This window comes from Nostoc sp. TCL26-01 (genome assembly GCF_013393945.1).
In the GTDB taxonomy this organism is placed as follows: Bacteria; Cyanobacteriota; Cyanobacteriia; order Cyanobacteriales; family Nostocaceae; genus Trichormus.
Map to the genome: position 1 here is coordinate 4,461,352 of NZ_CP040297.1, position 12,446 is coordinate 4,473,797.

A 12,446-nucleotide genomic window follows, 5' to 3' on the forward strand; every position below is an offset into this window, starting at 1 on the left:
AACTATTCCCCTTTCCTTATTTAACCTTTTGCCAGCTTTGTTAACACCTCAATATACCTGTCCATAGCATGATCTTTAAATCGTGCAGAAATAAAATTGAGACTAAATCTTTGCCCAATGCGTAATTCCTGATCTACATGATGATAGTCACCCTGCCACCATCGTGGTAAAGCTGCCACAATATCCATCCCATGAATTATCCGATAGCTATTAGGAACTCTGCGGTTATAAGATTCTCTAAAGCCATTGTTACCAACTTTCGGCGCACCAAAAGTATATGCTTCGATAGCAGTTAATTTATCATGAAAATTATATTGAATGTCCACAGCACACAGGGTTGCTAATGCCCCACCTAAACTATGTCCAGTCACAACTACACTTTTAACTTCATTATTACCAATATATTGACAAATCGTATCTCTCACAGAAAAATAAGCATTCACAAACCCTCTGTGCATCAAAGCACCAGAAGCACTCTGATCTTTGTAGGGATATATTTGTTCCTGTTCTTCTTCCTCAACAATCTTTTCTTTGACTATTTTTTGATCAAATTCTGCTCTCTCCTGTCGCGTATCTAAGTCAATTTCCCAATCTAAAGATGATTCAGTACCCCGAAACACAATAGTTAAATCTGACCCATTTGGTAAAATAGCCCCTTGAGTATCGCTACTTGCTTGATTAAGTAAGACTATCTCTCCAACTATGCCTGTAAATATTGGTTGAGATGTAAAACTTTTATAGACATCCTTACACAAAATGGCATATTTCAAAGCTTTGGCATAATCAATTGTCATAATCTTCCTCTCACTTAGAAGACTTGATTGTCAACAGAATATTCTAGGAAATTTTAAAGTATTTGGATTGTATCACTTACTTGTTTATCGTGTTTAATAAAAAATGTGTACTTAGCCAAAAGTTACATCATTTATTTTATTTATAAGAAGAAAAATTTACATATCAAAATTTTATGGACATCTGATGTATGACTGGAAAGCATACCAACAAAATCAAGATAGGATGAGTACTCCCTACTATACATTTTCTACATTTCGTCAATCTTGAAATTGGCAGATGAAAAATCACTCCAAATAGAATAGCCTTCATGTAAAAGCATCTATTACCCATTATTTAAACACACAGATCAGTAAGCTACGTCAACAATAATCAAACTGGATAATTAATACAATGCTCATCAACTTTTCCACCCCAATAAATCATCAAGAAATTTCCCAACTGAGAGAGGAATTATTATCCAAGCGTAATCTTGGTGAAGCATTCATAGCTATCCAAAATTTCACTTGGGATGGTGATACTAATAACCCCCAAGATGTCCAGAAAATTATCGATTCATTTGTTAGTCAATTGGGATATTCTCCTCTGGGCGATCGCTGGCAATCCATTAATCAAGAAGCAGCTCAAAAAATCAGCGAATTTGTGCTGACAAAAGACCTAGCCTACGCTGTAGAAATCATGAGTTTGTCAGAAGCAGAAGCAATCTTTCAGAAAATATCTAACTTGTTTCAGGATGATTGTCAGTTTTTTACTAATGCCACATTTGTAAATAACTACTCTGGAATTAGTTCCTGGGATTCCCTAACAGAAGCGACATTTGATACGGGTGTTGTGATGTTGAACCATCGACAGATTGGGCTACTGTGCGTCAAAGATGAAGATTAATCTAGCTTAAACATTATCGCAATATTAAAAGTTTCCATACTTTTTGTTAACAGTCAATAGTCTAAAATCCAAAAACCTGTAATTTCCATAAATTCAGATCCCCGATTTATTAAAGAAATCGGGGATCTCAGGCTTTTAAGCCTTATCAATAAAATTTTAGATATTTTAATAAGTATTTAATCACAGATTAACCAAATCATGAGAAATTGATATCGCTACATTGTTAAAACAATCTCAAAAACTTTCATGTAGATATGAAATTCATTGTATTTGAATAACCAAGTATCTACACCAAAAATTCTTAATTACAAATATCAAATTAATCATGTCAAAATTAAGCTTGCCTTGGAAGACATCAGCAGGAACTATCATTATATTTTCCTGCTTCATTACTAGTGCCAATAGCTTGACAATTTCCGAAGGATTTGAGACTGGACAAAAAGGCAGCTATGCTGCGGCTGATGTTACCTTAAGTTCAGGTGTGTGGAATTTTAACGAAGCCCTAATTGGCAATCTTAGCAGCGATCGCAAAAGTGGCACTCAATCTGCCAGAATTCGCAACAGTGGTAGATTAACCATGAAATTCGACCGCACAACAGGTGCAGGTACAATTACCATTAAACACGCCATTTTTGGTTCTGATAGTAGTACCAATTGGGGTTTGTGGTGTTCCACTACCAGTGGTACATCGTGGACACAAGTCGGTTCCACCATCACCACCAATTCCACATCACTGCAAACAGCCAGCTTTACCCCCAACATTTCTGGAACCGTTCGCTGTGAAGTCCGCAAAACTGATGGCAGCGCAAACCGAACCAACATTGATGATATAGTCATCACTGATTATGGTTCTTCTGGTTCTCCCTCCTTACCAGCCGGTTCCGTACCTTTCTTTGACAATATCAATAATCCCGTATCTGGACTAGCCTACGGTAGCCCAGCTGATGTCACACCTCCCGCCCCCACCTTAAATGCGTTTGACACAGCAGTAGTCAATCTTTGTGGAACTCCTGGTACAGTAGTCAGCCGCACTGGCTTCCAAACTCTACTCAATAACAATCCTACCGTTTTGGCAAACATCAAAGCCTATGTAGGTGGATATCTAAAAATCGGACGTACCTCAGATGCAGATTTTCTTGCAGACTTAACCGATGTTTGGTTTAATGTGGCAGGATTTGATCATGTCTTCTGCGGCGAACCAGTCCAAGGTGGTTCCATTGGTGGGTTACATTTTGTCGGTCGCTATGTAGAATTACAAAATAAGGGTTTAGCTGGGCGACTAGATAACAACACATTCAGAGAAGAAGTTGTTCCTGGTGTAGTTTACACAATGGGTGTGGTGATGAAAGTTGGTACTGGCACTGCTCAATCTACCATCAAAGGTTATCCATATACCCTAAATGCTGAGGAAATTCTTTCTATCGCCTCTCTCGGCTATAAAAACAATCCCAACACCAGTACTACTAATCAAGTTTGTCATTTAAATGTGACAGATCAGGGTAACACCTATAAAGCTGTATTTGTGAGGAGAGAAGGCGGTATCCGCACTTTCTACCCCGATGCTACCCCAGGGAGTAACCCCGACTGTAATTAGGGCTTGCTGAGAAAAAAGAAAAGGAAACAATATCTAGCAAACCTTAAATTGTAGTGGCGTGGCAAGGCTAAAATAGTGCATTAGGTGTAGGTTGGGTTAAGCGCAGCGCAACCCAACATAGATATCAAAAACCTAGTATGGATCTGATGTTGGGTTTCCCAAAGCCTCAACCCAACCTACATGGACTTAATATTTACTAATGACCAATGACCAATGACTAATAACTAATCCAATCACTCCAACTACCAGCATACAGTTTGCCCGTATGAATATTGGCTAACTCTAAAGACAGTAAATTCACACAAGCCGTCACACCAGAACCGCAATAAACTAAAATCTCTTCAGCCGTTTCTAGTGTTTCCCATCGTTGACGATGTTCCGTTAAAGGAATTGAGTAACCAGCCGTGTCTGTCACCTCTAACCAAGGATAGTTGACTGCACCAGGAATATGACCGGCAATTTTATCAATCGGTTCTCGTTCACCTCGGTAGCGATCGCTCTCTCTTGAATCTACCAAAACTACTGTCGGTAAATCTTTACGATTTCTTACAGCTTCAACATCTACTAACAAATTTTGTTGAATTTGTGGTATGAAATTAGCTATTTTGGGTTGAGGAATAATATTGGTTGTCGGATATCCTGTTTGTTGCCATTGGCTAAAACCTCCATCTAGCAATGCTACTTGTTCGTGTCCAAAATAGCGTAATAGCCACCAAAGACGAGATGCAAAAGCAAAGCGAGAATCATCATAAGCCACAACCAAAGTTTTTTGAAACTCCACCCCAATTGCTGCTAACTTCTTAGCTAAGTCATCAGCATTAGGTAAAGGATGTCTCCCACCATGCTTACTAACAGGACTAGAAAGATCCAAATTTAAATCTAGATAGTAAGCACCTTCTATATGACTAGTTTGATATTGCTGTTTTCCTAACTGTGGTTCAGCCAAAGAAAAGCGACAATCTACAATAACAACTTGTGGATTTTGCAGATGTTCTAAAAGCCAATTTGGGGAAACAAGGAATTTGGTGTTAGTCATTAGTCAAGAGTCAATGGTCAATAGTCAATAGTCATTAGTCAGCACTCACTACTCAGCACGGGCTAAACGCCCCGCTACCGCTAACAGCACTCACTACTTTATGTCAAAATCTGAAACCTTTGTACCGCAAGCCACAGCAGATGGTTCTTTTACTTTTTTCTCGGAAGAATTTAACGAGGCGTTTCACAGTCATTTTGGGGCCAAGCAGGAAAGTTTTTTTAAGTTTGCTAGTCCAACTCAGTTGGCTGTAGCTGCGAAAAAACCAGTTTTACACTTACTCGATATTTGTTATGGTCTAGGATACAACACCGCAGCAGCTTTAGAAACAATTTGGGGAGTGAATCCTAATTGCTTTGTCAAGTTAATTGGCTTAGAACTCAATCCATCTGTACCACAGGCAGCAATTACTCACCAGTTATTTAACAACTGGAATTATGAGTACACATCAATTTTGACTCAGTTAGCTTTTGAGCAACAAGTACAAACAGATTATTTCCAGGGAGAATTATTGATTGGTGATGCGAGAAAATCTATTAGAAAATTAAATCAATCAGGTTTTCAAGCAGATGCCATCTTTTTAGACCCTTTCTCACCACCCCAGTGTCCGCAATTGTGGACTGTTGAGTTTATTCGAGAAGTAGCTGTGTGTTTACACGAGGATGGGTTACTGGCTACCTATTCTTGTGCTGCATCTGTACGTACAGCACTGATAACAGCCGGGCTACAAATCGGCTCTACACCACCTGTAGGTAGGCGATCGCCTGGCACAGTAGCAGCTCATTCTACCAATTCTACCTCAGCACTGTTCGTTCTCTCCCCAGCAGAACAAGAACATTTACTGACTCGTGCAGCCATTCCTTATCGTGATCCTCAACTGAATGATTGTACTGATGTGATAGTGCAGCGCCGACAACAAGAGCAACAGGTGAGTTTACTAGAACCAACATCTCGTTGGCGAAAACGGTGGTTACTCAGTAATTACCCTTAGTCGATTATACTGTCATGATTACCAAGATCATTGTCTTCGATGCGCAATTACAAAATAATTGTAAAATTTGCAACGATTAACGTAATAATTTGAGATACATATATTAATAATTTAAAGTATGTATATATTAAGATTATAAGTTTTATGTAATTTGAGATACAAAAAATCCTCATACTCCTTTTGTTAGCAAGGATCGTCTTAGCTTTGCGGATAAACATATTTGTTTTACCAGCGCTAGCTAGAAATTGGCAACTTTAGCCTCATGACTTGTATATAGACTTAGCAAGTCTATTTTTCTTCATCAAGATTATGTTAAGAAATATCAGTAAAAAACCTGATTTAACATCTTTACTAATTTATGATACTGGAGTAGGAAGCAGAGAAGTTGATCGAAAAACAACTGTAAAAGCATTCTCACGTTTCATATACACACAATACTGTGTATGCTTTCAATAGGCAGTCTCAGAACGTGTAGAAGAATTGCGAGGATGTCAGTTAAACATAAAGTCAATTGCTCAGTTAGTTTTACAATAGGACACTATTAAGTTTTTTAAAAGATTGGGGTGCTTGTGTGATTCAAAGAAGTGGCGACCATCCAGGTTCTACTGAACAAAGTACTAGTGGGTCAAACCCCCCAAGAAAACTCCATAATATTGGATCTAATCATGTCTTGGGCAGGCAAAATCTGCAAGATTATACCCAAGGCTTATCTAAAGAAGATTTTCTGTTGACAGAAAATAAAGAGACTACTGCTTGGCTAAATACAGAGATCAATTCTTGTTGTAACTCACCAATCTCTAGAACCTTACAAGCTAAATTTTCTCAAGTGAATGGCTTTGATTTAGAAGCGCCAAAAGTTTTAATAGTTGATGACCATACTGCTAGTCGGATGACAGCTGTTGCTCTGTTAGCAATGGAAGGGTATACAGTTATCGAAGCAGATAGTGGTTCTTCAGCTGTGAAATTAGTTCAACAACAACAACCTGATCTAATTTTACTAGACGTAATGATGCCCGAAATGGATGGGTTTGAAGTATGTGAGTTACTCAAAAAAGATGAACATACCAGACTCATTCCTGTAATTTTTATCACAGCTTTAAATGATCGGCGATCGCGCATTCGTGGTATCGAAGTAGGAGCTGATGATTTTTTAACCAAACCCTTTGATCGAGTAGAATTAGTGGCCCGCGTCAAATCTTTGGTGCAGCAAAAACTTTTAAATGAAGACTTAGACCATGCTGCACAAGTACTATTTTCGATAGCGAGTACAATTGAAAGTCGAGACCCCAATACAGGTGATCACTGCGAAAGGCTAGTGAGTTTGGGACAAGCTTTTGGCGAATACCTCAACCTTTCACGACAACAAATTCGGGATTTGCGGTGGGGTAGTTACCTTCATGACATTGGTAAAGTGGGTATTCCCGATGCAGTCTTGCTAAAAAAGGGCAAACTCACTCCCGAAGATTGGGAAATCATGAAGCAACACGTTTTAATTGGAGAAAAAATCTGTAAACCACTACGGAGTATGCAAAGTGTAATTCCCATTATTCGCCATCACCATGAACGCTGGGATGGTTCGGGCTACCCTGATCAACTCAAGGGAGGCGAAATTCCCTACTTGGCACAAGTATTCCAGATAATCGATATCTATGATGCCCTGACGAGCGATCGCCCCTACAAAAGAGCATTTACCATAGAAGAAGCATTATGTATCATGCTAGACGAAACCGAGTCAGGCTGGCGTAACCCTCAACTCATGCAACAATTCGCCGAGTTTATTCTCTCCCGACACCAACGGTGAGAGTGCTGAGTGAGGGAGTGAGTAAGAATTGCTAATGACTATTGACTATTGACTATTGACTATTGACCATTGACTATTGACTATTGACCAATGACTAATGACTCTTCATTCATTAGCTGGTATGATTTGAGCCTAAATCTTAAAGTACCAAGCGCAAAAAGCGCTACTCACTGAAAGCTGATAGCTAATTATGGTAGTCGTAGCAATACTCGCAGCAGGACGCGGCACAAGAATGAAATCAGACCTACCCAAAGTTTTACACTCTTTGGGGGGGCGATCAATAGTTGAGAGAGTTATTGCCAGTGTAGAACCGCTTTCACCTTCACGGCGGATAGTGATTGTTGGGTATCAAGCTGAAGAAGTGAAAACAGCTCTCCAGTCTTCTAGTTTAGAGTTTGTGGAACAGACTGTGCAATTAGGAACAGGTCACGCCATCCAACAATTGCTACCTCATCTTGAGGGCTATGGGGGGGATTTGCTAGTACTCAATGGAGATGTCCCACTATTACGCACACAAACGTTAGAAAAGCTATTACAAACACATCAAACATATCAAAACGCTGCCACCATCCTGACATCTCACCTACCCAACCCCAAAGGTTATGGACGGGTGTTTTGTAATGGCGACAATATTGTCCAGCAAATTATCGAAGACAAAGACTGTTCTCCAGCACAAAAGCAAAACCACCGCATTAATGCTGGGATTTATTGTTTCCGTTGGGAAAATTTAGCCCAAGTACTACCCCATTTACAAGCAAATAATGCTCAGAAGGAATATTATCTCACGGATGCCGTGACTCAAGTCGGTCGAGTGATGGCAGTAGATGTAGAAGATGAGCAAGAAATCTTGGGTATCAACGATCGCCTACAACTAGCTACAGCCTATGAAATTTTGCAAGCACGAGTCAAAGAAAAATGGATGATGGCTGGTGTCACTCTCATAGATCCCCAGAGTATTACTATTGATGACACCGTAGAATTACAGCCAGATGTGATTATTGAACCTCAAACTCACCTCCGGGGTAATACATTCATTCATTCAGGGAGTCGCATCGGCCCAGGAAGTTTAATTGAAAATAGTCATTTGGGTGCAAATGTCACAGCTTTATATTCTGTAGTTTCAGATAGCACTATTCAAACAGGAACTAGAATTGGCCCCTATGCTCACCTACGTGGTCATGCTCAAGTTGGTGCTAATTGTCGTATCGGTAATTTTGTCGAGCTAAAAAATACTCAGTTAGGCGATCGCACTAATGCAGCGCATTTATCCTACTTAGGTGATGCAACTGTCGGTACTCAAGTGAATATCGGTGCAGGGACAATCACCGCCAACTACGACGGCGTGAAAAAACACCCCACAAAAATAGGCGATCGGACTAGTACAGGTGCGAATACAGTCCTAGTCGCCCCAGTTACTCTGGGTGATGATGTCTATGTCGCCGCAGGTTCAACCATTACAGATGATGTTCCTAATGATTGTTTGGTGATTGCCCGTGAACGTCAAGTGATCAAATCAGGGTGGAGGAAGAATAGAGAGTAGAATCACTCATCACTCATCCTCACATAACCCACTTCCGTACCTTCAGGAAGTTCCAAGGTATCACCGATTTTTTCGCCGTCATGGAAGGCGGCGAGGATCACTTGGCAGGTTTTGCCCCAAGCGATCGCTCCATTGGCATCTATGGCGATCGCTCCGAAATCTCTTTTGTTGTCATCTGCTTCAGCAAAAGAGCGCTGCATTGCCGCTTGCAAGGACATTCCATCGGTAACTCTGACTACAACCTTGGCGGCTAGACACTCATCAATAATATCTTCACCGATCCCTGTGCAGCTAACGGCAGCATAGTTGGTAGCATAATTACCTGCTGGCATGGCTGAATCACTGACTCTTCCAATACGCTCAAAGCCTTTGCCACCCGTAGAAGTACCAGCAGCCAATTTTCCATAAGCATCCAAAGCTACCACACCAATCGTGCCGCGTCCAGCACTACTAGTTTCCAACAATTCTGGTTCTGCTACCACCCCAGCCATCGTTCTTTTAAAGTTATCCTGACGCTCTTGTATCCATTCGTGTAACCGCAAATCAGTCAGCGCATTGTAACTAGGGATTTGCATTTCCCTAGCTAATTCAGCCGCACCATAATCTGACAGCACCCTGTCGGGGGAATTTTGTAAAAATTGCGCTAACTCAATCGGATTTTTGACCCGTGAAATATTAATCACACCACTAAAGCGCCCTAACGCACCATCCATGATAGAAGCACTCATACGGATTTGCCCATCAGATTGCAGCACCGAACCAGTACCAGCATTAAACCGGGGTTCATCTTCTAATAGTTGACAACCCCGCACCACAGCTACAGAAGCATTGACTCCCGACAATAATAGGGCGTAGACTTCCTCTACTACTGTATGGAGCGCTTGGCGTACTGCCTCTAATCCTCCTTTACCTTGGAGAGAACTACCAGCTCCTCCATGAATAATTAGTTTTGGTTGCACCTGTAACTTCATCTATACTTTGCGCTATTTGCGTCTTAGTTGCGATTTAAAAATTTCTGTTGGTATTAGTTCCAAGTTATTATTTTTACTTAGAACTCATGACTCGTTACTCAGCACTTAATTCGTTTTAGCCTCAGAACGGCGACGGCGACAACGTTCTGAGCAATATTTCACCTCATCCCAGCAATCTTTCCATTTCTTCCGCCAAGTGAAGGGACGTTGACATACCGGACAAATTTTTGTAGGCAAGTCAGATTTAGAAGGGGTACTTCCCATATCAATCAGAGTGCAGACTAAGGCTAAATTTCCCAGAAATATAGAAGATGATTATATCTGAATTGCTACAAATGGAGGATACATTGAAGAAGAATTCAGGAGTCAGGAGTTAGGAGTCAGAATTCAGGAGTCAGAATCGCTTACATAATAATTAATACAGCTTTCGCATCTCTCTATAGAGAGATTTTAAATGTAGAGACGTAGCATTGCTACGTCTCTACTAAAATATCGAAGTATTGTTGAAGAGAGGTTGAGCAAACTCGCGTTAGAATAAGATAGTAGCCGCTAGTAAGTGCTACTACTGTGCTAAGAGACTTCCAGAAAATAAAATATTCAATGGGTGAAAGCAAATCTGATCATGGGATTTTCCCCCCTGCTTCCCCTGCTTCCCCTGCTCTTTATCTTTAGAGATGCTCCTTGATGACTAGATATAATACATGGGACTTTGTTGAGCGCGGGTTTCGCGTTCTTGACATAAATCCTGGAGTGTGTAGTTCTTGAGAACCTCTATAGAAGCGGTGTTGGCTTGCTCCCAAACTTCATACACTAGAGTTTTTTCTAGCGTGAGAGGCTGAGAAACATCTTTTTCTTTTTTCTCACCTTCTACTAAAGTGACAATCTCTAGTAAGGTAATCTGCCAAGGTTCACGAAGCAAAACAAAACCTCCCTTAGAGCCACGTTGACTTTGTACCACACCAGCACGCCGCAGGTTGGTCAAAATTTGTTCTAAATAGCGCTCTGGTATGGGTTGCTTGGCAGTAATTTCACTCATGGTGAGAGGAACTTTTTTGCTATGGTGGCTTGCTAGTTCCAAGAGTGCCAGCAGCGCGTACTCCACTTTGGAGGAAAGATCCAGGAGAGTGTAGTTTTGGCTATTCAAGTTTTTACTCTTTGTAATACGGTTAGTTGATAGATTTATCGCATTTTTATGCGAAATTAATTCTTTCTCAGTCTTGGGATGTGATAATATCCCTCTTATCTAGCCAAAAAGAACAAAAGTCTATCGAGTTACCGTACTTTATCTTACCAAATTCTTCACAATTACTCTATTTTTTGCGGAGAGTTATTTTTTTTCCTGCCTCGCCTAGCAACTACGATGTCAAATTGAGTATGCTACTAACCGATTTGCGAACCATTTATGAGCGTGACCCAGCTGCTCGTAACTTGCTGGAAGTTTTGTTCTGTTATCCTGGGCTACAAGCGCTACTATTACACCGTCTAGCACATTGGCTCTATCAAATGGGTGTTCCCTTCGTACCACGGTTGATTTCCCATATTAGTCGGTTTTTGACTGGTATTGAAATCCATCCAGGAGCGAGTATTGGTGAAGGTGTATTTATCGATCACGGTATGGGAGTAGTGATTGGTGAAACCGCGATTGTGGGTGATTATGCTTTAATTTATCAGGGTGTTACCTTGGGGGGTACTGGTAAAGAAACAGGTAAACGCCATCCGACTTTGGGCGCTCATGTAGTGGTAGGTGCAGGTGCAAAAGTTTTGGGCAATATTGTCATTGGCGATCGCGTCCGCATTGGTGCTGGTTCGGTAATACTGCGAGATGTTCCCAGCAACACAACTGTCGTGGGGATTCCCGGACGAGTAATTCGTGACAACAACTCAAATAACAATGCACTAGCGCATGGAAAAGTGCGTGATGTGGAAGCAGAGGTAATCCGCGCTCTTTTTGAGAGAGTAAAAGCTCTAGAAAAACAAATAGATCAGCTGGAAAAACCCACAGATGTATTACCAGTCTTAGTGAGTGACGCAGAAATTTATCCAGAAACTGAGAGTAATTCTGACTTGATGATTGAAGAATTTTTAGATGGTGCGGGGATTTAGTTTAGGGGTGTGGGGATTTGGGGGTGTGGGGATTTAACAAACTCGGCGGGTTTAAGTTTTTGGCTTCAAAAGAGCCGCAAGTTTTGTGGCGGGGTTGCAAACCCCGTGACAAAACTGTAGCGCCGACTTGTTTAACGCGGTGTGCCACTTTCTCTCAAACCTAATCCCCAACCCCTTCCCTACAAGGGAAGGGGAGCAAGATTCAAAGCCTCTCTCCGTTTCGGGGAGAGGTTTGGAGAGGGGTTTTCAGAATAATTCGCACATCGCGTTGTTTAATTTGCTTTCATACTCACAGCATATTGTCTAAATCGCTCCAAATCAGCTTGGATTGTTGATTCCACGGCTCGTCCCAGAAATAAGTTATCCATGATTTTCCCCAGAATACCGGGAATAGCATAGGAAATGGTCATCTTGACGATACTATTACCGTGGCGATCGTAAAAGCGGATAGCGCCTTGGTTAGGCAAGCCATCAATCGATTCCCATTGAATGATTTGATTAGGAATAATTTTCAGAATCCGGGATTTCCAGGTAAATTCTAAACCCCCAGTATTGAGCTTCCAAAGAGATATGTCTGGATTTTCTGGGGGAATTTTGACTGAATCAATCCACTTCATCCACTTGGGCATTTGCTCCAAATCAGACCACAAGCCCCATACTAAATCTATGGGGGCTTCGACTTCTACCTGTACGCTATGCTCTAGCCAGTTAGACATTCTGTTTTAGATTTGAGATT

At 41.0% G+C, this 12,446-nt stretch carries 12 protein-coding genes; 6 read left to right on the forward strand and 6 right to left on the reverse strand.

Going from position 1 to position 12,446, the window contains the following annotated elements:
- Positions 1 to 20: 20 nt before the first annotated feature.
- Entirely contained in the window at positions 21 to 794 is a 774-nt protein-coding gene (locus FD725_RS19315) for a lipase family protein (protein WP_179049639.1), read from the reverse strand.
- A gap of 391 nt (positions 795 to 1,185) precedes the next feature.
- On the opposite strand from FD725_RS19315, the gene FD725_RS19320 reads away from it, so the two are divergent.
- Positions 1,186 to 1,677, forward strand: a complete 492-nt coding sequence (locus FD725_RS19320; protein ID WP_179049640.1) for a hypothetical protein — start codon at positions 1,186 to 1,188, stop codon at positions 1,675 to 1,677.
- Between the two features lie 325 nt (positions 1,678 to 2,002).
- Positions 2,003 to 3,271, forward strand: a complete 1,269-nt coding sequence (locus tag FD725_RS19325) for an EndoU domain-containing protein (RefSeq protein ID WP_179049641.1) — start codon at positions 2,003 to 2,005, stop codon at positions 3,269 to 3,271.
- 217 nt (positions 3,272 to 3,488) lie between these two features.
- On the opposite strand, the gene FD725_RS19330 is transcribed toward FD725_RS19325, so the two are convergent.
- Positions 3,489 to 4,307, reverse strand: coding sequence for a sulfurtransferase (locus tag FD725_RS19330; protein WP_179049642.1), 819 nt, complete (start codon positions 4,305 to 4,307; stop codon positions 3,489 to 3,491).
- 100 nt (positions 4,308 to 4,407) lie between these two features.
- Between FD725_RS19330 and FD725_RS19335 the strand changes: the two genes are divergently transcribed.
- From FD725_RS19335 to glmU, 3 genes are all read left to right on the forward strand, one after another.
- Positions 4,408 to 5,295: a tRNA (5-methylaminomethyl-2-thiouridine)(34)-methyltransferase MnmD gene (locus tag FD725_RS19335; RefSeq protein WP_179049643.1), complete on the forward strand. Its 888-nt coding sequence runs from the start codon at positions 4,408 to 4,410 to the stop codon at positions 5,293 to 5,295.
- A gap of 571 nt (positions 5,296 to 5,866) precedes the next feature.
- The gene (locus tag FD725_RS19340) at positions 5,867 to 7,096 is read left to right on the forward strand and encodes a two-component system response regulator (RefSeq protein WP_179049644.1); all 1,230 of its coding nucleotides are present in this window, start codon (positions 5,867 to 5,869) and stop codon (positions 7,094 to 7,096) included.
- Between the two features lie 190 nt (positions 7,097 to 7,286).
- Entirely contained in the window at positions 7,287 to 8,636 is a 1,350-nt protein-coding gene (glmU, locus tag FD725_RS19345; protein WP_179049645.1) for a bifunctional UDP-N-acetylglucosamine diphosphorylase/glucosamine-1-phosphate N-acetyltransferase GlmU, read from the forward strand.
- Between the two features lie 2 nt (positions 8,637 to 8,638).
- Here the strand turns inward: glmU and FD725_RS19350 are convergent, their stop codons facing one another.
- The 3 genes from FD725_RS19350 to FD725_RS19360 all read right to left on the reverse strand — a co-directional run bounded on the left by FD725_RS19350 (position 8,639) and on the right by FD725_RS19360 (position 10,751).
- Positions 8,639 to 9,607 (reverse strand): isoaspartyl peptidase/L-asparaginase, encoded by a 969-nt coding sequence (locus FD725_RS19350; protein ID WP_179049646.1) that lies wholly within the window; start codon positions 9,605 to 9,607, stop codon positions 8,639 to 8,641.
- A gap of 105 nt (positions 9,608 to 9,712) precedes the next feature.
- Positions 9,713 to 9,871 (reverse strand): DUF2256 domain-containing protein, encoded by a 159-nt coding sequence (locus tag FD725_RS19355; protein ID WP_179049647.1) that lies wholly within the window; start codon positions 9,869 to 9,871, stop codon positions 9,713 to 9,715.
- A gap of 424 nt (positions 9,872 to 10,295) precedes the next feature.
- A complete protein-coding gene (locus tag FD725_RS19360; RefSeq protein WP_179049648.1) occupies positions 10,296 to 10,751 on the reverse strand; it encodes an Rrf2 family transcriptional regulator in 456 nt (151 codons plus the stop codon).
- A 230-nt stretch (positions 10,752 to 10,981) separates the two neighbouring features.
- Between FD725_RS19360 and cysE the strand changes: the two genes are divergently transcribed.
- On the forward strand, positions 10,982 to 11,710 hold the full coding sequence (gene cysE / locus FD725_RS19365; protein WP_179049649.1) for a serine O-acetyltransferase: 729 nt from the start codon (positions 10,982 to 10,984) through the stop codon (positions 11,708 to 11,710).
- Between the two features lie 272 nt (positions 11,711 to 11,982).
- On the opposite strand, the gene FD725_RS19370 is transcribed toward cysE, so the two are convergent.
- Positions 11,983 to 12,426 carry an SRPBCC family protein gene (locus tag FD725_RS19370; RefSeq protein ID WP_179049650.1) on the reverse strand — a complete coding sequence of 148 codons (444 nt, stop codon included), beginning with the start codon at positions 12,424 to 12,426 and terminating at the stop codon, positions 11,983 to 11,985.
- Positions 12,427 to 12,446: the final 20 nt, after the last annotated feature.